This window comes from Rhodococcus sp. PvR044, from assembly GCF_040548995.1.
Classification (GTDB): Bacteria; Actinomycetota; Actinomycetes; order Mycobacteriales; family Mycobacteriaceae; genus Rhodococcus_G; species Rhodococcus_G oryzae.
On the sequence record NZ_JBEPSX010000015.1, the window covers coordinates 16,508 to 36,531 of the forward strand.

Annotated in this window: 20 protein-coding genes; 11 read left to right on the top strand and 9 right to left on the bottom strand. The window is 67.8% G+C overall.

Translation table 11 applies throughout. The features are described from left to right. Nucleotides 1-448 precede the first annotated feature (448 nt). Nucleotides 449-1,054, bottom strand: coding sequence for a TetR/AcrR family transcriptional regulator (locus ABIC28_RS24940; protein ID WP_097214196.1), 606 nt, complete (start codon nt 1,052-1,054; stop codon nt 449-451). Nucleotides 1,055-1,152: 98 nt separating this feature from the next. On the opposite strand from ABIC28_RS24940, the gene ABIC28_RS24945 reads away from it, so the two are divergent. Then, nucleotides 1,153-1,983 carry an alpha/beta fold hydrolase gene (locus ABIC28_RS24945; protein WP_179800714.1) on the top strand — a complete coding sequence of 277 codons (831 nt, stop codon included), beginning with the start codon at nt 1,153-1,155 and terminating at the stop codon, nt 1,981-1,983. Between the two features lie 88 nt (nt 1,984-2,071). Here ABIC28_RS24945 and ABIC28_RS24950 read toward each other — a convergent pair whose 3' ends face one another. Both ABIC28_RS24950 and ABIC28_RS24955 read right to left on the bottom strand, forming a co-directional pair. After that, nucleotides 2,072-2,830 (bottom strand): hypothetical protein, encoded by a 759-nt coding sequence (locus ABIC28_RS24950; protein WP_097214197.1) that lies wholly within the window; start codon nt 2,828-2,830, stop codon nt 2,072-2,074. Nucleotides 2,831-3,070: 240 nt separating this feature from the next. Next, complete coding sequence (locus ABIC28_RS24955) at nt 3,071-5,371, bottom strand: ATP-binding protein (RefSeq protein ID WP_143548530.1); 2,301 nt, start codon at nt 5,369-5,371, stop codon at nt 3,071-3,073. Nucleotides 5,372-5,957: 586 nt separating this feature from the next. Here ABIC28_RS24955 and ABIC28_RS24960 point away from each other — a divergent pair. From ABIC28_RS24960 to ABIC28_RS24970, 3 genes are all read left to right on the top strand, one after another. Continuing rightward, nucleotides 5,958-6,539, top strand: a complete 582-nt coding sequence (locus ABIC28_RS24960) for a TetR/AcrR family transcriptional regulator (RefSeq protein WP_097214199.1) — start codon at nt 5,958-5,960, stop codon at nt 6,537-6,539. Next, a complete protein-coding gene (locus ABIC28_RS24965) occupies nt 6,536-7,696 on the top strand; it encodes a GDSL-type esterase/lipase family protein (RefSeq protein WP_097214200.1) in 1,161 nt (386 codons plus the stop codon). The genes ABIC28_RS24960 and ABIC28_RS24965 overlap by 4 nt, the downstream gene beginning before the upstream one ends. 469 nt (nt 7,697-8,165) lie before the next feature. After that, nucleotides 8,166-9,263 (top strand): 3-deoxy-7-phosphoheptulonate synthase, encoded by a 1,098-nt coding sequence (locus tag ABIC28_RS24970; RefSeq protein ID WP_097214201.1) that lies wholly within the window; start codon nt 8,166-8,168, stop codon nt 9,261-9,263. Here ABIC28_RS24970 and ABIC28_RS24975 read toward each other — a convergent pair. Genes ABIC28_RS24975 through ABIC28_RS24985 form a run of 3 tightly spaced genes read right to left on the bottom strand, consistent with a single transcriptional unit; the run spans nt 9,229 to nt 10,765 of the window. After that, the gene (locus ABIC28_RS24975; RefSeq protein WP_097214202.1) at nt 9,229-9,861 is read right to left on the bottom strand and encodes an alpha-ketoglutarate-dependent dioxygenase AlkB; all 633 of its coding nucleotides are present in this window, start codon (nt 9,859-9,861) and stop codon (nt 9,229-9,231) included. The two genes, ABIC28_RS24970 and ABIC28_RS24975, sit on opposite strands and share 35 nt — an antisense overlap. Nucleotides 9,862-9,909: 48 nt before the next feature. Then, the gene (locus tag ABIC28_RS24980) at nt 9,910-10,254 is read right to left on the bottom strand and encodes a hypothetical protein (protein WP_245221042.1); all 345 of its coding nucleotides are present in this window, start codon (nt 10,252-10,254) and stop codon (nt 9,910-9,912) included. Nucleotides 10,255-10,267: 13 nt separating this feature from the next. Further along, nucleotides 10,268-10,765, bottom strand: coding sequence for a GbsR/MarR family transcriptional regulator (locus ABIC28_RS24985; RefSeq protein WP_097214203.1), 498 nt, complete (start codon nt 10,763-10,765; stop codon nt 10,268-10,270). Between the two features lie 118 nt (nt 10,766-10,883). On the opposite strand from ABIC28_RS24985, the gene ABIC28_RS24990 reads away from it, so the two are divergent. The 4 genes from ABIC28_RS24990 (at nt 10,884) to ABIC28_RS25005 (ending at nt 13,588) form a co-directional block, all read left to right on the top strand. Further along, entirely contained in the window at nt 10,884-11,528 is a 645-nt protein-coding gene (locus ABIC28_RS24990) for a LysE family translocator (protein ID WP_097214204.1), read from the top strand. Between the two features lie 109 nt (nt 11,529-11,637). Further along, nucleotides 11,638-12,066, top strand: a complete 429-nt coding sequence (locus ABIC28_RS24995) for a CBS domain-containing protein (RefSeq protein WP_097214252.1) — start codon at nt 11,638-11,640, stop codon at nt 12,064-12,066. A gap of 12 nt (nt 12,067-12,078) precedes the next feature. Continuing rightward, on the top strand, nt 12,079-13,122 hold the full coding sequence (locus tag ABIC28_RS25000; protein ID WP_097214205.1) for a zinc-binding dehydrogenase: 1,044 nt from the start codon (nt 12,079-12,081) through the stop codon (nt 13,120-13,122). Between the two features lie 40 nt (nt 13,123-13,162). Further along, entirely contained in the window at nt 13,163-13,588 is a 426-nt protein-coding gene (locus ABIC28_RS25005) for a VOC family protein (protein ID WP_097214206.1), read from the top strand. A 15-nt stretch (nt 13,589-13,603) separates the two neighbouring features. On the opposite strand, the gene ABIC28_RS25010 is transcribed toward ABIC28_RS25005, so the two are convergent. After that, the gene (locus ABIC28_RS25010; RefSeq protein ID WP_354581349.1) at nt 13,604-14,623 is read right to left on the bottom strand and encodes an AraC family transcriptional regulator; all 1,020 of its coding nucleotides are present in this window, start codon (nt 14,621-14,623) and stop codon (nt 13,604-13,606) included. A gap of 7 nt (nt 14,624-14,630) precedes the next feature. Further along, nucleotides 14,631-15,815 carry a pyridoxal phosphate-dependent aminotransferase gene (locus ABIC28_RS25015; protein ID WP_097214253.1) on the bottom strand — a complete coding sequence of 395 codons (1,185 nt, stop codon included), beginning with the start codon at nt 15,813-15,815 and terminating at the stop codon, nt 14,631-14,633. Nucleotides 15,816-15,929: 114 nt separating this feature from the next. Between ABIC28_RS25015 and ABIC28_RS25020 the strand changes: the two genes are divergently transcribed. From ABIC28_RS25020 to ABIC28_RS25030, 3 genes are all read left to right on the top strand, one after another. After that, nucleotides 15,930-16,841: an ABC transporter ATP-binding protein gene (locus ABIC28_RS25020; protein ID WP_209927518.1), complete on the top strand. Its 912-nt coding sequence runs from the start codon at nt 15,930-15,932 to the stop codon at nt 16,839-16,841. Then, on the top strand, nt 16,838-18,421 hold the full coding sequence (locus tag ABIC28_RS25025) for an ABC transporter permease (protein ID WP_354581351.1): 1,584 nt from the start codon (nt 16,838-16,840) through the stop codon (nt 18,419-18,421). Before ABIC28_RS25020 ends, ABIC28_RS25025 begins: the two co-directional genes overlap by 4 nt. Before the next feature lie 81 nt (nt 18,422-18,502). Then, entirely contained in the window at nt 18,503-19,105 is a 603-nt protein-coding gene (locus ABIC28_RS25030; RefSeq protein ID WP_354581353.1) for a carboxymuconolactone decarboxylase family protein, read from the top strand. On the opposite strand, the gene ABIC28_RS25035 is transcribed toward ABIC28_RS25030, so the two are convergent. Beyond that, nucleotides 19,077-20,000 (bottom strand): sigma-70 family RNA polymerase sigma factor, encoded by a 924-nt coding sequence (locus tag ABIC28_RS25035; RefSeq protein ID WP_097214210.1) that lies wholly within the window; start codon nt 19,998-20,000, stop codon nt 19,077-19,079. The two genes, ABIC28_RS25030 and ABIC28_RS25035, sit on opposite strands and share 29 nt — an antisense overlap. Nucleotides 20,001-20,024: the final 24 nt, after the last annotated feature.

Below are 20,024 nucleotides of genomic sequence, written 5' to 3' on the forward strand. Positions count from 1 at the left end.
GTGGTCCGGAGGCCGCTGACCTCCTCATCGAATTCGGCATGACGCCGAGCCGGTTCGCTGAGCGGCTCAAGGAGCTGGGGTGGCGGCGCCGTCGATCGATCCCGGGCGGCGAGTGAGGGGAGGCTCGGTGGGGTCGTGATGTCCGAGGTGGCGAGAGTCCTGTGCCATTGTCATCGACAATGGAAAGCCGTTTCGGTCCATACGGGTCAGAGTCGAGGCCATGAAGATCTGACCTGCGGTGTGACAACTACCGTAAGGACCACCGGGCGGGCTCCTCGTCATCGGAGCTTGCAGCTTGAGCGCCATGTACTCGCCCATCTTCCGCCTTCGTTTTCAGGGTCGCTACCCCAACGTGAGCGCGCGGCATTTGCGGCAGTCCTCAGCTGCACAAGCGATTCGGCGCCGGCAACCGTGTTGCCGGGAATGCCGTAACCGCCCGACCCGAGGCTCACATTGTGAAGGTGGCGGTGGCGGCGTCCTCGAACCATCGCTCCCAGCGATCGCCATTCCAGCCTCGTTCGCCGACCAGCAACAACCACCACCGGCGATTGGCCAGTACCCACGCTGCATCGATGACGTCATCATGCGGTCGATGCCCAACAATCAGGGTCGACGCGTGTGCGACTTCGTTCCAACGGGCCGATTCCCTCTCGGCCAATCTGGATGCCGCGGCGTCGTCGGTCACCGCCGCTTGATCGAGGACATACTGGATGGCCGCCGATCGCTCGTGTGCACCTCGCAACCAGTGCCCGCCGGCGCGAATGCGAGTCGCCTGGTCGCCGACACCCATCGCCTGAAATGTCGGTTGATCACGCACGCGCAAACCGTCTCCACCAGCGAGGGCGTGTGCAATACAGGCGTCGAGGAGTGCGAGTTTTCCATTGAACTGCTGGTAGACCGTCTGCCTGGTCAGGTGTGCGGCATCGGCGACGTCGGCCATGGTCGTGGCCACCCATCCGCGGGCCGTGAACATCTCCGTTGCCACCACCACCACGGCTTCACGGTTGGCCAGGGCCAGCTGCTCCCGAAGTTTCGACCTGTACTCACGCACCACGCTGACAGCCTACCGAGATTCATCTTACGTAGTGTACGTTGAAATCTAATTTCAGTTTACTCTGAGTAATGCAGAATTCCAGGGGAGGCACCGGATCCATGACAACCGCTGAGTGGAAGACCGCACTAATCCCGACCGACCTCGGCAATCTCGCGGTACACATCGTGGGCGAGGGACGCCCGGTCGTGGCCTGGCACAGCATGTTCGTCGACTCGTCGAGTTGGTCCCGCCTGACGCCTCACCTACCGGGTCGACGCTTCTTCTTGATCGATGCTCCATCATGTGGCGCCAGTGAGGCGCTCGCCGGGCCAGTGGACATCAGTGCCTGTGCGCGTGCGGCGGCACAAGTCATTACGGCGCTCGCCGCCGAACTGGGCGGACAGCCGATCGACTGGCTCGGCAACGCCTGGGGCGGGCATGTCGGCATGGAACTCGCAGCAATCCGCCCCGACATGATCCGCAGCCTTGTCGCCATCAGTGCGCCAACTTTTCCCATTGGCCTCGCGGTACGGCTGAAGATTCGTTTGCTGCTACCGCTCTACCGCGCCTTCGGCCCACGCGGCCCGGTCCGCTCAGCGATCATGTCGACGATATTGACCGACGCCACCCGGAAGGATGACTTGGAGGCAGTGGCATTGATCGACGAGTGCCTCGCGAAATCTGGGAGCGGCGCCACCATTACCGCGATCCGATCGGCCATTCTCAATCGCACCGACCTACTGTGGGCAGCACGTGCGCTTCGGTGCCCCACCCTGTTCGTCACTACCGACGATCGAGGCGAATGGACACCCGAACAGGCACGCGCCGTGGTGGCACAGATGTCATGTGCGACAGAGGTCACGATCACGGACGCGCGCGTGATTCCAGCCCTGGAGCAACCCGTGCAAGTAGTTGCCGCCCTCCGCCAATTTTGGGCCCGTCAGCAATAGATCCTGATGTCGCTGCGTCGGCAGGTAGACAGGACAGCTGCGGGGTCGACCGCCACAGACCCGGACCTGGACAAGACCCACCGCTTTGTCAGTCGGCGAAGTTGTCGGTGTAGCCGAGGAAGAGCGTCCGCCTGTGGGTCAGGGCGTCCTCGAAGCGCGTCCATCCGGGCGCGTCACTACTGCCGTAGATGGGCTTCAGCTCCTCGATGAGCTCGTTCGCCTTCAGCCGCGACAATGGCGTATCCCGTTCGAATCCGATCCAGGACGCGCCGATGCCGAGTGGACGATAGCCGTAGGCGTCGGCGAGATGACGAGTGACGGTGTAGTTCTGGAACGTGTCCCAGTCGACGCTGAAGTACCCATTCGGGAAGCCGGCGATTGCCGCCAGACTGTCGCTGACCGGCACGTGCAGAACGTGGATTTCGTCGTCGAGAATGGTGGACGGGTCTTCGTTGACGGCGGCGATCCGGTCAATCCAGTCGGGAGGGCATTCTCGAGTGCCGTGCAGTTCGTCCCAGCTCGGTATGAGTTCGCTCCTGCCGAGCTGAGCCGCCGCATGGGCGACCTGCCGGAGCTCGAAACGCCGTTGAGCGCCTGGGTCGTTCAGAAAGTCGAGATCGTCTGTCGCAACTTCGAGTTCATCCGCCTCGCCGGCGTGCATGCTCGTGTACGAGGCTTGGGCGAGATCGTCGAGGGTGATGAAGATTCGGGAGTCGAGATGTGCGACTCGTTCTGCCGACACCAGCGTCAGAATGTCATCGAACTCCTGAACGTCAGTAAGTCGTGCGCGCGTCAAGACGCTGGTGCGGGGGTCCTGAGCTCCGTCGGGAATCCGGTCGATCTTCATCGGCTCATGCTAGGTCTGCGGCCCGTCGCTGCTGCGGCCGCCGCGGCGAGACTGACACACCGCGGCAAAGGACAATCGACTCGAGGTGATCGCCCCACCGGAGCTGCGTGCGGCTTTCGCTGAACTGTCCCGCCGTGCCGCCCGCGCCGCGGAAACCGAATAGGACGGCAGACCACATGCCGACGTGCCCGGCGGATCGGCCCCATCCCGGCGCGGAGACAACAGAACTGGCCTGTGCTGTCAGATGTGCTCACCTCTCGTGTGCTGGACGACCAAGACCGCGATCTCTGTGCGCGAGGAGAGCCCCAATTTGGCCAGAGTGTGTTCCACGTGCCCGTCCACCGTCCGCGGCGAGATCGCGAGTCGGCCGGCAATGTCCTTGTTGGTCAGGCCATCGGCGATCAGATCGGCAACCTGAAGTTCGCGTTCGGTCAGACTGGCCAGGTGCCGAACGGCCGGGGCCTCCTCGGGTGATTGCTCTCCCAGGGCAAAGGCGATCGCGCCACTGAAGTCCAACGCGCCGCCCTCGCGGTAGGCAGCCTCGAACTCGTGCACGCCGAGTGCCCGACTGATATCGCGCGTGAACAAGTCCGGATTGGCAATGAGGTCGGGGAAGCGCAAGGTGACAGTGCCCACGGTTCGGCCAAGCGCGTCAGAGGCTCCCATCAGGACGGCGGCCCGCCGCGCGTCGTGTTGCTCGCCGGCTATCGAGGCCAGCGCCTGCAGGCATATCACCGCCGAAACCGGGTCGTCTGCCAGTCGGATGAACCGAAGCGACTCCTCGAGACAGTGCACCGCACGGTCGTTGTCTCCCTGACCTCGCGCGGTAAGTGCGATCGACCACAGCGCATACGACCGATACACCGTCTCGCCGTGCGCCCGCGTGATGGCAAGCATCTCCTCATGACAGGCGAGTGCCTCTGCGATCTGTCCGCGCGCCTGGCGGGACAAACCGAGTAGCAACAGCGCCTCGACCAGTCGCTTGAACTCCCCGCGTGCCCGGGAATCCTCGACGGCCTCTTCCAGGGGTCTCAGATCTTGATCGACATCACCGCGGTGGAGCGCGACGTACCCGTCGCTGATCGCGACGAAGACATGCCAGAGCGGGTCTTCCTGCCGCGCATCGAGAGCGCGGCCCTCCTCGATCCGAGCGGTCGCCGCCGCCAGGTCACCTTGGGTCGCGGCGATCACGGCGACGGCGTATAGCGCCTTGGCTCGGTCCGCGGAGGACTTGTCGGATGTTCGTGCCAGGGCTCGGTCGAGCCATCGGCGTCCCTCGCTGAGGAGGCCGCGGGATACCCAGAATTGGTTCATGGCCGCGGCGATCCGGAGCACGCTCTCGCCGGACCCGGACAGGCTGAACTCGAGCGCCTCGCGCACATTCGGCAGGTCCCGGGCGAGGCGCGCGGTCCACTCGAGTTGATTCGGGCTCATCCACGCGTCGTCGGCGTCGAGCGCCAACTGCAGGTACCAGTCGTGATGTCGCCGGCGCAGGGCCAGTTGCTGGCCGGTATGGTCGAGCTTGTCGCGGCCGAAGTCCCGCACGGTGTCCAGCAATCGGAAGCGGACCCCACCACTCGATTGCTCACGGAACAGGATCGACTTGTCCACCAGAGAGGCCAAGGTGTCGACCAGGTCCTGATCGGCCTCCTCATCGGCGCACACGGCCTCGGCGGCCTCGAGGTCGAGACTGCCCGCGAACACCGACAGCCGAGCCCACAGTTGTTGTTCGGCGGGTGTGCACAGGTCGTAACTCCAGCCGATGCACATTTGCAGTGTCTGCTGCCTGCTCGGAGCGTTCCGGCGGCCGCGGGTCAGCAGGGTGTATCGGTCGGTGAGCCGCTGGAGGATCTGCTCGGGTGAAAGCACTCTCAGCCGCGCCACCGCCAGCTCGATCGCCAACGGTAGCCCCTCCAGTCGCGCGCAGATCTGTGCGACGGTGTTGATGTTGTCGCCGGTGAGCTCGAAATCCGGGAGCGCCAGCGAAGCCCGTTCGGCGAACAGTGACACGGCATCGAAATGAGTCGACTTCTGAAGCGAGAGCGGGTGGTCGGCCGGTGGTGTCGTCAGGGGGGAAACCCGGATCACGGATTCGCCGCCGATGTTGAGTGGTTCCCTGCTGGTGACGAGGATGCGGAGCTTCGGGCAGGTGGTCAACAGTGTCTTGGCGAGCTCGGTCACGGCCTCGATCAGCTGTTCGCAGTTGTCGAGCACCAGCAGTCCCGTGCTCGGGTACAGGACCTCGACAAGCACCTCGAGCAGGGGGCGGGCCGAGCGGTTCTGCACCCCGACGCCGGCGGCGACCAGCTCGACCACCAACGTCGGATCGCGCAGCTCGCCGAGTTCGACCAGCCACACCCCATCGGGATAGGCCCTTCGCTCCGCCTCGGCCGCACTAATGGCGAGCCTGGTTTTGCCGACCCCCCCGATGCCGGACAACGTCACCAGACGAGAGGCCGACAGGGCTCTGCGTACCTCGGACAGTTCGGCTTTGCGGCCGACGAAGCTGGTCAGCTCCATCGGCAGAGTTGCCACGCTCACCGGAGACCCGTTTCGGCAGGAACCAAATTGACGAGCACTCACCAATTATCGACCACCGGTCAAGAAGATGCTGCGGGTTGCCAACTACGGTGACCGTTCACACCAGGTGTGAATCGTCATCGCAGTTGTCATATCCCGGCGCCCTGACCTGCGATGTGACAACTACCGTGACGACATCCGGCCGCGATCGTGGTCAAGATAGTTGGCAATTGTTCACGGTCGTTCGTTAGCTGAACCATGCCCGGCAGTGGACTACCCGAACTGTCCTGCCGTTCGTGAATGGCCGCCCCGGAGTTCGCGAAGGTCGGTGGCGCCCGGGCCGCGTCGGTGACCTAGGTGTCCGGTATCGGCGGTCAACCTTGTGTCGCACACGAGCATGATCAGCACGAATACGGCGTGCGCGCTGGGCTTCTCGTCGAGCCGGCGGTCGCGCCCCGCCTCCAGCGGGACTCGTGCTCATCCCAAGCGTGCTCATTACGGTGGTCACTGCGATTGTCTGGCTCGGTACACGGGCGAAGTGGCGCCCTCGCACACCACGCCAACCTATAGATTGTAGCTAGAAAGCTAATCTATGTAGGGTGAGTGCATGCCCCGCGCCCAACTCTCCTCTCAGGCCCTGTTCGCGATCGCCGCTGACATCGCAGACCGCGAAGGCTTCGACGCGGTGACCGTCTCGGCGGTCGCCCGCCAAGCCGGCGTTCGGCCCGCGAGTATCTACTCGCACATCCGGGACAGGGACGCTCTGCTGGACGGCCTGCAACAGCTCGCCCTGCGTGAACTCGCCGCGCGCGTCGGTGACGCCATCGCCGGACGTGCGGGGCGCGAGGCGCTGATCGGACTCGTAGAGGCGCATCGCTCCTACGCGAGTGAGCGACCCGGTGCCTGGGCGTCCCTTCAGCGTCCCGCGTCGGCCGACACCGTGGGATCGCCCGAAGCGGGACGTATCGCGTCCCTCATGCTCGCCGTCATTCGCGACTATCGGCTACCGGATGAGGAACTGGTCCACGCAGCACGATTTGTCGGCGCGACAGTCAACGGCTTTCTCGCTCTCACCCGAGCTGAAGCGTTCGAGCACCGCGACCCCGCAACGGAACTGTCCTGGGTGGCTGCGATCGACGCGGTCGATCGCGCCCTGAATACCTGGCCCACGGAAGGAGACCTCCCTTGATCTCGACGCTGTTCACTGCTGACATTGTCCGTGGTGTCGCCGAGCTGACCAGGACACCCCGCGGTGTCGCGCTGCACCGGCTCCCCGCGTGGGTACGGGAGCAGTTCCCGGATTCGCAACTGCTCGCGATGGAGGCTCAGTCTTCCGGTGCCCGCCTGCAATTCGAGACGGAGGCCACTCGCCTCGAGCTCGTCACACACTCGACCCGCGTCGCCTATCGTGGCGCCGACCGTCCGCGCGGCCGCATCGACGTGTTCGTCGACGGTGTCCTCCACACCCGTGACGCGCTGGTGGGCGGTGACCGCATCGAGATCGACCTGCAGACCTGGGAGTCCAGTGCGCACGGCGGGCCCTCACACACCACCACGGTGGTCGGCCTCGCTGCCGGCCGCAAGCGCATCGAGGTGTGGCTCCCTCACAACGAGGCGCTCGAGCTGGCCGAGCTCCGCTCCGACGCTCCGGTCAACGCCGACGTGAGTCCCCGGCCACTGTGGGTGCATCACGGCAGCTCCATCAGTCATGGATCGAACGCGCTCGCTCCCAGCGAGATCTGGCCGAGCGTCGCTGCCCGCGCGGCTGATGTGGAGCTTCGCAACCTCGGTCTCGGCGGCAGCGCCATGGTGGACCAGTTCCTGGCTCGCGTCATCCGCGATGCGCCCGCCGACGCCATCAGCGTCAAACTTGGCATCAACGTCGTGAACCTTGACGCGATGCGCCTGCGCGCGTTCGTTCCGGCGGTGAACGGATTCCTCGACACCATCCGCGACGGGCATCCCAATACACCGATCCTGCTCGTCTCCCCGATCTTCTGCGCTATCCACGAGAACACGCCCGGTCCTGGTGCATTTGATCCGGCCACGCTGGGCACTGACAACGTGCAGTTCGTCGCGACCGGAACTCCGGGTGATACGGCCCAGGGCCGCCTCACCCTCGAGGTCATCCGCGACGCCCTGCGCTCGCTCGTCGAACGTCGCGCGGCCGACGCGAATCTCCACTATCTCGACGGCACCGAGCTCTATGGCCCGGAGGACGCGGAGCGTCTCCCGCTGCCCGACGGCCTCCATCCCAGTACGGAGGCGCACCAGCTGATCGGCCGACGGTTCGCCGACTACGCATTTGCTGGGTCGGCGCCGTTCAGTGCTTCGCGAGCTGCCTGAGAGCCGCGCCACGCCACTGTGCGGGAATCAACTGCAATCACGCGAGGAGAGCGCTGACTGCGTCGTTCAGAAGGGCTGGCCGAACCTCCGCAATCCGACGAAGGATGGGGCGGCTGCACGAGTAGGTGACAGGTCGGGTCCGGCTCGCGAGTGGCAGTGCCGTCCAGCTCGCCGCTCGGCTCGTCCGAGTCGATGCCGTTGGCCAACTATCCTGACCAATGGCCAACAATGTTGACGAACTGGCCAACTAGGGTGACGAATGGCCAACTACGGTGACCGTTCACAGGGGGCTTGCGGGGCGCTGCTACAGTGGCGCCCATGCAGCGCGCATATTTCTGGTTTAGCAGGCTGGCCCCGGGTGGGCCGGTCGGCGTAACCACGCGCTGACTTCCTCCACCCCGAGCCGATATCGACCGGCTCGCGGGTGTGCACGCACTCTCCTGGGTCGGCCTGAACGAACAGGACCCCCATGACCCTCACCATCGACACCGATGTGCTCGGCCTCGACGACCAGCGCACCGTCTCGATCAGTCCGTTGGCCGCGCCTGCCGAACTGCGCCGCGAATACGCCGTCGACCCCGCCGTCGCCGCGACGGTGCGCGGCGGCCGGGACGCGACAGTGAACATCCTCGACGGCCGCGACGACCGCCTCATCGTGGTGGTCGGGCCGTGCTCCGTGCACGACACGGACGCCGCGATGGACTACGCGCGCCGACTCGCGGCGAAGGCCGAGCAGCACCGCGACAACCTGCACATCGTGATGCGGGTGTACTTCGAGAAGCCGCGCACCACGCTCGGATGGAAGGGTCTGGTCAACGACCCGCACCTCGACGGCAGCTTCGACATCAACACCGGCCTGCGGATGGGACGCAAACTGCTGCTGGACATCTCGTCGCTCGGCCTGCCGGTCGGCTGCGAGTTCCTGGACCCGATCACGCCGCAGTACATCGCGGATCTGGTCAGCTACGGCGCGATCGGCGCCAGGACCGCCGCGAGCCAGGTGCACCGCCAGCTCTGCAGCGCGCTGTCCATGCCGGTCGGGATCAAGAACTCGACCGAGGGCGACGTGCAGGTGGCGGTCGACGGGACCAGGGCTGCGGCGGCGAGCCACGTGTTCCCCGGCACCGACCTCAACGGGCTGTCCGCGCTGATCCGCACCGCGGGGAACCCGGATTGCCACGTCATCCTGCGCGGCGGCAACGACGGCCCGAACTACGACGCCGCGACCGTCGCCGACACCATGGCGCGACTGGCGAAGTCGGGCCTGCCCGAGCGGGTCGTCATCGACGCCAGCCACGGCAACAGCCGCAAGGACCACAACAAGCAGGTCGACGTGGTCACCGATGTCGCGGCACGGATCGAGGCAGGCGAGCCGGGCATCTCGGGACTGATGCTGGAGAGCTTCCTCGTCGCGGGCCGTCAGGACCTGACCCTCGGGCGGGCGGACGAGCTCACCTACGGGCAGTCGATCACGGACGCCTGCCTGGACTGGGACACCACCGACGCCCAGCTGGACCGGCTCGCGAGCGCGGTCAGCGCACGCCGCGCGTCCGGAACTGCACGCTGATCCGCGGCCCGATGGGGCGGGTGCTCTTGGGGACCGCGTGTTCCCAGGTCCGCTGGCAGGACCCGCCCATGACCAGCAGGTCGCCGTGGCCGAGCGAGTATCGAAGGGAGGCTCCGCCACCGCGGGGCCGCAGGGCCAGAGTCCTGGCGGCGCCGAGGGAGACGATCGCGACCATCGTGTCCTCGGTGCCGCCGCGGCCGATGGTGTCGCCGTGCCAGGCGACACTGTCGGCGCCGTCGCGGTAGTAGCAGAGGCCGGCGGTGGCGAACGGCTCGCCGAGTTCGCGTCGGTAGTGCGCGTCGAGGGCCATCTTGGCCTCGGTGAGCAGGGGGTCGGGGAGGGTGGCGTCCTCGGCGTAGAAGCTCACCAGCCGCGGGACGTCGACGACCCGGTCGTACATCTGCCTGCGCTCGGCCCGCCACGGGACCGTGTCGACGAGATCGGTGAACAGTCGCTCCGATCCCTGCAGCCAGCCCGGTCGCACGTCGATCCAGGCGCCCGCCGTCAGGTCCCGCCTGCGGACGCAGTCGCCCAGCGGCTCGAACCGAGCGCCCTCGGTCGGGTCGTCGAACAGCGACGCCTGCACCGCGATGTCCACGGGCGGAATTCTACGCCGAGATCGAACAATTGTTCTAGCGCCGTGCTGCTATTCGGCGGTGAGCTCCGCGAGCTGCTCGGCCGCGGTGGTGTTGCCCCGCTCGGCAAGGCGTCGCAGCTCGTCCAGGTCGTCCCGTTCGGTGGCGAGTTCGATGAGCTGGTCGGCGGCATCGGAGTTCCCGCCGTCGGCCAGGTGCCGGAGCTGGTCCATGTCGCCCAGTTCGCCGGCGAGCTGGATCAGCTCGTCTGTCGCGTCGGAGTTCCCGCCGTCGGCGAGGCGCCGCAGCTCGTCCATGTCGCCGAGTTCCACGGCGAGCTGGACCAGCTCGTCGAGGGCGGTCGCGTCGCCGTTCTCGGCGCGCTGCCGCAGCGTGGGCAGGTCGTGGTCGGGCATGATCGGCAACCTCTCAGTTGTGGGGAGCGGGAAGTGCTCCCGATCGGCGGAGTTCGTCGCGATGCGTGTGCCATTCGTCGCGCAGGGCCGGCAGCCGCTCGCTGAGGAACTCGGCAAGGGCGACCATCTCCTCGAGTGGTGCGCGACGTTCGGGCGGGGCGTCGGCCAGCAGCGCCAGTCCCTCCCGGAACAGTGCCGCGTGTTCGCGGTGGACCGCGGAATCGAAGTTCTGGGGTTGCCGGCTCACGGGGTCCAGGCTCACCCGGTCCACCCGCTCGCCCGCGACACGGGTCCGCCGCGCCAACTGATAGCCCTCGAGCAGCTTGACGGCACCGGTCACGGCGCTCCGGCTCGCCAGCAAGGCGTCGCCCAGCTCGTCGATCGTCGGCTGCGGCGGATCGCAGACGAACAGGTATCCCAGTAGTCGTCCCGCCATCGGCGGGAACCCGTACTGACGCGCGTAGAAGCGGCCGACGTGGTCGGCGAAGATCAGCTGCGTGTCGTGTGGCACCCCTCGACGGTAACAGCTTTGACTGAGATGACACAGATATGTGTCATTTGGACTGGAAGTCCAGTGGTGCTCAACTGGCCCGCGACAGCGGTGCGCGGACCGTGCGAACCTCATCGCCATGATCACCGGCGCAGCAGTTCTCGGGGTCTCGGCGGTCGCGCTCGGAATGGTGCTCACCCCGGGACCGAACATGATGTACCTCGTCTCCCGCAGCGTCACCCAGGGCCGACGCGCCGGACTGATCTCGCTCGGCGGCGTCGCCGTCGGTTTCGGCTGCTACCTGGCGGCCGCGACGGCGGGGATCTCGGCGGTTTTCGTCGCGGTGCCGCAGCTCTACCTCGCGGTGAAGCTCGCGGGCGCGGGCTATCTGGGGTGGCTGGCCTGGCAGGCGCTCCGGCCGGGCGGGGCCTCGGTGTTCTCTCCCCGGCGGTTGCCTGCCGATTCCGCCACGCGCCTTTTCACGATGGGGCTGGTCACGAACCTGCTCAACCCGAAGATCGCCATCATGTACCTGGCGCTGATCCCGCAGTTCATCGATCCGGCGGCGGGGCGGGTCTGGGCCCAGAGTCTCGGTCTCGGCGGCGTGCAGATCGCGGTCGCGCTGACCGTCAATGCTGCGATAGTCGTTGTGGCCGGCACTATTTCGACGGTCCTCGACGCCAGGCCCGGCTGGTTGAGGGTGCAACGCTACGTGATGGGATCGGTCCTCGGCGGGCTGGCCGTCACCCTCGCCCTCGACAGGTCCCGGCCTGCGGTCGCCTGACCGGCGGCGATGCGCCCCGGATTCCTTCGTCCGTTGATGGTCGGCGGGGCTTCCTGCTGCCTATGATCGACACAGCGGTAGCCGAGCGCGGATGGATCGGGGTGTCCAGATGCAAATAGCGGATGTGTTGCGGAACAAGGGCCAGGCGGTGGCGACGGTCGGGCCGGGGATCACGGTCAGCGTGCTGATCGGCGAACTCGCCAGGCACAACGTGGGCGCCCTCGTCGTGGTCGAGAACGACGAGGTGGTCGGCATCGTGACCGAGCGCGACGTGGTGCGTCGCATCCACGAGCGCGGCGCCGAGCTGCTGAACGACCGGGTCGGGGACATCATGACCACGGCGGTGTTCGCCTGCCTGCCGACCGACAGCGTCGACAGCCTCGCCGAGACCATGACCGAGCGCCGGATCCGGCACCTGCCCGTGATCGTGGACGGTCAGCTGGTCGGCATCGTCAGCATCGGCGACGTGGTGAAGAGCCGGATCGGCGAGCTGCAGGGTGAACGCGACCAACTCGAGGCCTACATCGAACACGGCTGAAGGGAGCCGACCATGGCGGAGACCATGCGCGCCGCACGATTCCATGCCGACTCCAAAAAGACTGTGGTGGAGGATGTCCCGATACCCGAGCCGGGTCCGGGGGAGGTGCTCGTCAAGGTCGAGTACTGCGGGATCTGCCACTCCGACCTGAGTCTGATCAACGGAACCTTCCCTGCGATGCTGCCGGTCGTCACCCAGGGCCACGAGTCCTCCGGCACCATCGCGGAACTCGGTGCGGGAGTGGCGGGCTGGGCGGTGGGCGACCGGGTCATCCCGTCCGCAGGCAAAGCCTGCCTCCGGTGCCGCAACTGCAGGCGCGGGGATCTCACCAACTGCTTGAACATCCAGCTGATGGCGTTCGCCTACGACGGCGCCTGGGCCGAGTACACGGTGGCGCAGGCAGGCGGGTTGACCCGGATCCCCGACAACGTCCCCTTCGATCAGGCGGCGATCCTGGCCGACGCGGTGTCCACGCCCTACGGCGCCGTCGTGCGCACCGGGGAGGTCAGGGTCGGCGAGGCCGTCGGGGTGTGGGGCGTCGGCGGGATCGGTACCCACATCGTGCAGCTCGCGCGCCTGGTCGGTGCGGTCCCGATCCTCGCGTTCGACATCAACCAGGTGGTCCGGGAGCGGGCCCTCGAACTCGGCGCGGACTACGCCTTCGACTCCCGGGATCCGGAACTGAAGGCGAAGGTCGCCGATGCCACCGGCGGCAGGATGCTCGACGTCGCCTTCGATTCGGCGGGTCTCGCGGTCACGTTCTCCCAGGCGCTGGACTGCCTCGCCGTCGGCGGCAGGCTCATCGTGGTCGGGCTGAGCGACCAGGAGGCGCTACTCGGCACCACCACCGCCTTCGGGCTGTCGAAGAAGCAGGTCAAGGGCCATCTCGGCTACAAGAACGTCGACATCGAGACCCTGGCGGAACTGCTCTCCCGCGGTCGTCTCGATGTCTCGCGCTCGATCAGCGAGATCGTCTCGCTGGAGGACGTCCTGGTCGGCATCGAGAAGCTGGACAGGCACGAGGGCGATCCGATCAGGATCCTGGTCAGGCCATGAGTTCCCGGACGCTGTCGGTCCCCGGTCGTACTGTCGCGACATGGGATACGAATTTCAGGTGACAGTGGACGCCGCCGACCCACACACCCAGGCCAAGTGGTGGGCGGAGACACTCGGTTGGCGGGTCGAGCCGAGCGACGAGGACTTCATCCGGCGGATGGTCGCGGCCGGGCACGCCACCGAGGAGGACACTCAGGTCTTCGAGGGCACCCTGGTCTGGAAGCTGGGCGCTGCGATCAGCGACCCCGAGCACCAGGAACGCCCTCGGGTGCTGTTCCAGGCGGTGCCCGAGACGAAGTCGGTGAAGAACCGGCTGCATTTCGACGTCCGGGTCGGCGAGGACAAGCAGGCGGTGGCCGATGCCCTCGTCGCCCGTGGCGCGACGTTTCTGCATCGCGGGCAGGTGGGTCCGCAGTGGTGGATCACGATGGCCGACCCCGAGGGCAACGAGTTCTGCGTCAGCTGAGCGCCTGCCCGGCGGCTAGCGGTAGGCGCCAGGGGTCTCCCCGGTCCACCGTTTGAAGGCGCGCCGGAACGCACTGGGCTCGGAGAACCCCAGCCGCGCGGACAGGTCGTCGACTGACTCGCCACGGCCGAGTCCGGAGATGGCCGCGTCGCGGAGCACCTCCTCCCGGAGCTGATTGAGCGAGGTGCCCTCCTGGCGCAGCAGCCGGCGCAGGTGCGGGACGCTGATCGAGAGCATCTCCGCGATGTCGTCGGCCGTGGAGGTGCGGCCCTTGACGCCGGACTCGAGGACCTTGCGGACCTGCGCGGAGGCCGTGCTGTCGTAATCCCGTTCGGAGAAAAGCAGATTCGGAGACTCGCGCAGGTAATCCTCCAGCGTCTCCTCGGTCTGGATGATCGGCGCACGCATCACGCCGTTGTCGAATTCGAGTGCGGCCATGTCGGCGCCGAAGGTGACCTTGACACCGAAGATGACGTCGTAATTCCTGGCCAGTGACGGATCCGGAGCCGGATACGGCACTTCCACCGAGATCAGCTTGACCCGCCTGCCGACCAGCCAGGCCGCGAACCGGTGCAGGAGTATCAGCTCGAAGTCGGTGAGCAGTCGGTCGGCGGCGTCCGCGGTCGCGGCGGGCAGCGCTTCGTCGCGCCGGGGGATCATCACCTGGAGTCGGGTGGTCGACTCGCCGGTCCGGATCCGCAATTGCGGCGGCCCAGGGAGTGCCCGCATCACGTCGGCCATCCGCTCGAGGGCGCTGCCGAGATCGGGGGTGTGGATCAGCGACAGGCAGACCAGCTTGAAGGTGCCGCGCGGCACCGGAGCGGCGCCGAGGCCGAACAGTTCGTCGCCGGTCAGTTGCCAGGCCGCCTGGGTGAACAGCGTCAGCTGGTCGGCGGTCAACCGCGCGTTCTCGTCGCGCAGCATGGGCAGGGTGATGCCCGCGGCCGCAAGGGGGGTGGACATGTCGAACCCGCCGCTCGCCGCCAAGGCGGCGGCCCTGCGCACGAAGTCCGCGGGAATGGTGCGCTGACTCATCGCCGCGTCACCACCGCCCAGCCAGCCCCATGAGGCGCTCGGCGGCCTCGGCGAGCACCTCGTCGCGCTTACAGAATGCGAAGCGCACCACGTGATTCCACGGCGCCTTGTGGTCCGCGAAGACGCTCACCGGCACCGCGGCCACCCCGATCCGCTCCGGCAGCGCGCGGCAGAACGCCTCGCCGTCGGTGGTGCCGAACGGGGTGATGTCCGCACACACGAAGTAGGTGCCTCCGCTCGCGTGCACCCCGAACCCCGCCTCGCGCAGGGCCCCGCTGAGCACGTCCCGCTTGTGCTGCAGGTCTTCTCGCATACCGGTCACCCAGGCCTGCTCGTGGGTCAGCGCGTGCGCGACCGCGGGCTGGAACGGGCCGCCCGCGACGAAGGTCAGGAACTGCTTGGCCGAGCGGACCGCGTCCACCAGCTCGGCGGGGCCGCACACCCAGCCCGTCTTCCATCCGGTGACGCTGAAGGTCTTGCCCGCGCTCGACACGGTGATCGTCCGGTCCGCCATTCCCGGCAGCGCCGCCAGGGGGGTGTGAGTGCGCCCGTCGAAGACCAGGTGCTCGTACACCTCGTCGCTCAGCACCAGCAGGTCGCGCTCGACGGCGAGCTCGGCGACGGCCCGCAGTTCCGCGTCCGTGAACACCGTGCCGGTCGGGTTGTGCGGGGTGTTGAGCACCAGCATCCGGGTGTTCGGGCCGACCGCGCCGCGCACCGCATCGAGGTCGAGGGCGAAGCCGTCGCCGTCCGGGACCAGGGACACGGACCGGCGCACACCGCCTGCGAGGGCGACGGCCGCGGCGTACGAGTCGTAGTACGGCTCGATGAGCACCACCTCCTGGCCCGGTTCGACCAGCCCGAGCAGGGTCGCGCTGATCGCCTCGGTGGCGCCGACCGTCACCAGCACCTCGGTGTCCGGGTCGTACTCCAGGCCGTATCGAGCCGCGCGGTCGGCGGCGATGGCCTCGCGCAGAACGGGCATCCCCGGACCCGGCGGATACTGGTTGAGACCGTCGGCGATCGCGGATCTGGCGACCTCGAGCATCGCGTTCGGGCCGTCCGTGTCGGGAAAGCCCTGGCCCAGGTTGATCGCGCCCGTCCGCACGGCGAGCGCTGTCATCTCCGCGAAGATGGTGGAGCTGAACGGTTGCAGGCGCGAGACCGTCTGCGAGTGGCGTGCTGCGGGCATCGTCACAGCCTATTCGCCGTCCGGGCGGGTTCGGACCGCATGGTCGACGAACTGCAGGCGCCCCGACTCGGCAAACCGCAGCAGGGCGTGGCCGGACCGTTCTACCGTCGATACATGAGCGCCGCGATCGAGATCTCGGACCTGGTCAAGACCTTCGGCCGGACGCGGGCCCTGGACGGCCTCGAGCTCCAGGTGCGCACCGGGGAGGTGCACGGCTTCCTCGGACCCAACGGGTCGGGCAAGTCCACCACCATCCGGGTGCTGCTCGGCCTGCTCCGTGCCGACAGCGGCGACGTGCGACTGCTCGGTGGCGACCCCTGGCGCGAGGCGGCCGGACTCCACAAGCGCCTCGCCTATGTCCCCGGCGACGTGAACCTGTGGCCGAACCTCTCCGGCGGCGAGGTGATCGACCTGCTCGGACGGTTGCGCGGCGGCCTCGACGAGCGACGCCGGGCCGAGCTGCTCGAGCGGTTCGACCTGGACCCGACCAAGAAGGGCCGGACCTACTCCAAGGGCAATCGGCAGAAGGTGGCGCTCGTCGCGGCCCTGTCCTCCGACGTGGAACTGCTGATCCTCGACGAGCCCACCTCCGGGTTGGACCCGCTCATGGAGGCGGTGTTCCAGGAGTGCATCGCGGAGGTCACGGGGCAGGGGCGCACGGTGCTGCTGTCGAGCCACATCCTCGCCCAGGTGGAGGCCCTGTGCGACCGACTCACGATCATCCGGCTCGGGAGGTCGATCGAGACCGGCAGCATGGCCGACCTGCGGCACCTCACCCGTACCTCCATCGCCTGCGAGACCAGGAGCCCGGCGACAGGTCTGACCGAGCTGGCCGGCGTGCACGACCTGGTGGTGGAGGGGACCAGGGCCCGGTTCCAGGTGGACACGGGCGAATTGGACGAGGCGATCACGCACCTCACCCGGTTCGGCATCCGCACCCTCACCAGTCAGCCGCCGACCCTGGAGGAGTTGTTCCTGCGGCACTACGGCGACGAGCTCGCGGCGGCAGGGGTGGACGAATCGTGACCACGCTGGCCGGCACCGCGACACTGACCCGGTTCGGTTTCCGGCGCGAGAGGTTCGCGCTGGTCCTGTGGGCCCTCGCGGGCGCCTTCGTCTACTACTCGCAGGCCGTCGGAGTGGACATCGCGTATCCGACCCAGCCGGAGCTCGATGCGGTCGCTGCCAGCATGGAGGGCAACGCGGCCATGATCGCCATGGCCGGCCCGCCGCGCGCCCTCGACACGATCGGGGGCCAGGTGGCCTTCCAGGCCAGCGCCTTCGGGATGATCGTCGCGGGCCTGATGAGCATGTTCGTGATCGGACGGCACACCCGCGCCAACGAGGAGACCGGCCGCGACGAGCTGATCCGGTCCTCCGTCGTCGGGCGCCATGCGCCCTTCGCCGCGGCGGCGATTATCGCGACGGTGGCGAACGTGCTCTACGGCGCGGTGGTCGCACTGAGCCTGATCTCCTACGGTCTGGCCGCAGCGGGATCAATTGCCCTCGGCATCGGCGCCACCTGCGCGGGCCTGGCGTTCGCGGCGGTCGCCCTGCTGGCAGCGCAGATCACCGAGAACACCCGGACGGTCTACGGCATCACCGGGGCCGCGATCGGCGCGGCCTACGTGCTGCGCGCGGTCGGCGACGTCGGAAGCGGTGCGCTGTCGTGGCTCTCGCCGCTGGGCTGGGGCCAGGCGATGCGGCCGTACGACGGCGAGATCTGGTGGCCCGCGCTGCTGTCGCTCGCCGTCGCCGTGGCCGTCGGCCTCGCCGCGCTCCGCGTGTTGGACCACCGTGACGTCGGCGCGGGAGTGTTCCCCCCGCGGCCGGGCCCGGCCCGCGCTCCGCAGGGGTTGCTCGGTGAGTTCGGGCTCGCCTGGCGGCTGCAGCGCGGCACGCTTGTCGGTTGGTCGGTCGGGTTGTTCCTCGGCGGAGTGGCGTTCGGCACGATCGGCAATGACGTCGGTGACCTGCTCGGCGATGTCGACATCGGCGAGTTGCTGGGGCAAGAGAGCGCGAGCATGGTCGACGCGTTCTACGCGATGGCCGCCGCGATGCTGGCCATGATCGGGTCCGCGTACACGATCTCCTCCGCGCTCAGGCCGCGTGCGGAGGAGGCGGCCGGGCATCTCGAGCCGCTGCTCTCCACGGCGCTGACCCGGATCCGCTGGATCGCGGGCCACGCGGTGATCACGCTGGCCGGTTCGGCCCTGGTGCTGGCGCTCGCCGGTCTCGGGATGGGACTGATGTACGGGATCATCGCCGACGACATGGCGCAGGTGCCGCGGATGCTCGGCGCGACCCTCGTCTACCTGCCTGCGGCCTGGGTACTGGGCGGGCTCACCCTGCTCCTGTTCGGCCTCCTGCCGCGGCTCGCCTCCGCCGCCTGGATCGGCTTGGCCTTCTGCTTCTTCGTCCTGATGTTCGGGACGACGCTGAAGTTCCCGGACCGGCTGATGAGCGTCTCGCCGTTCGAGAACCTGCCGTTGGTGCCCGCGGTGGACTTCCGGTTGGAGCCGCTGCTGGTCACCACAGTGATCGCGGGCACGCTGTGTCTGCTGGGGACGGCGGCCTTCCGGCGGCGCGATCTGCAGACGAACTGAGGGTTGTCACGTTTTCCTGCGCTGTCTCGTCCAAGGGGTAGGCGGCTCGAACGGTCGCCGCAATGGGAACAGGAGGGCGTCATGACTCGAATCCAGCCGGTGGCTCCGAAGGATGCCGGACCGCTGATCAAGGTGGCCTACAAGTTCGCAGGCCGCAGGTTCGGCGCGGTGCCCGAACCCTTCACCGTGTTGGCGAATCATCGCAAGCTCTTCGTGGCCTGCGCCCGGCACGAGATGGCGGCGGAGAAGGCCTCCAAGGTGCTGCCCGCGAACGTCCGCGAGCTGGCGGTGTACCGGGTCGCGTGGACCGTCGGGTGCTCCTGGTGCGTGGACTTCGGCACCATGTTGCAGCGCCTCGACGGCCTCGACATCGAGCGGCTCCAGAAGATCGGCGACTACGAGAACTCCCCGCTCTACAGCGAGGACGAGCGCGCGGCGATCGCCTACGCCGACGCGGTGACCGCAACTCCGGGGACCGTGACGGACGAGCACGTGGCGGACCTGGAACGCCGGTTCGGCAAGGACGGGGTCGTCGAACTGACCTATCAGATCGGGCTCGAGAACATGCGGGCCAGGATGTACTCCGCGCTCGGGATCACCGAGCAGGGGTTCAACTCCGGGGACGCGTGCCGGGTGCCGTGGGCCGATCAGGCGGTCACGGGGCAGCCCGGTCCGGGAGCCTGACGCCCGCGAACTTCTCGGGGTTCGCGATGTCGTAGGCGGCGCTCACCTTGCCGTCGCGGACGGTGAAGCCCCCCACGCGCGACGGGAAGCCCGGGTGGGTCTCGTCCCCGGGCGACCCGTGCGTGTAGAAACCGAGCTGGCCGTTGACCATGGCCGGTTCGAGCGCCAGGAGTGACTGTGGCCCATAGCGATTGATCAGGCCGAGGAAGAAACGGGCGAACTTGTCGGACCCGTGGATGACGTTGACCGCCGTGCGGGTGGTGCCGTTGGCGTCGCCGATCACCAGGGCGTCCGGGTGCAGCGCGTCCAGTACGGCCTGGAGGTCGCCCGCCGCCATCGCGGCCATCAGCCTGCCGACCGCCTCCGCGTGCTCGTCGTCCGGGGTCGGCCGCTCGGCGCCTGCCGCCGCGCGCCGTCCGCGCGAGGCCAGTTGCCGGGTCGCGGCGGTCGAGGTGCCCAGGATCCCGGCGATCTCGTCGAAGGGGACGCCGAACCCGTCGTGTAGCACGAACGCGGTGCGCTGATCCGGGCCTAGGTTGTCGAGCACCACCATCGCCGCCAACCGCACATCCTCCTCGCGCACAACGGCTTCCAGGGGGTCTATCGACCCCGGGGATCCGAGGGGCGTCACGATCGGCTCCGGAAGCCACTGTCCGACATAGCTTTCGCGCCGGACGGCGGCGCTGCGAAGGTGGTCGAGGCAGATTCGGCCGACCACGGTGGTCAACCACGCTCGCAGGTCGCGGACGGAGTCGGGGTCGGTCTCGCTGAGCCGGAGCCAGGCCTCCTGCACGGCGTCCTCGGCGTCGGACACGCTGCCTGTCATCCGATAGCCGACCGACAACAGGTGACGACGGTGGGATTCGAAGGTCTCGGCGAGTGCGACGGTGCCCATGGGTCGATTCTACGAACGAGTTCG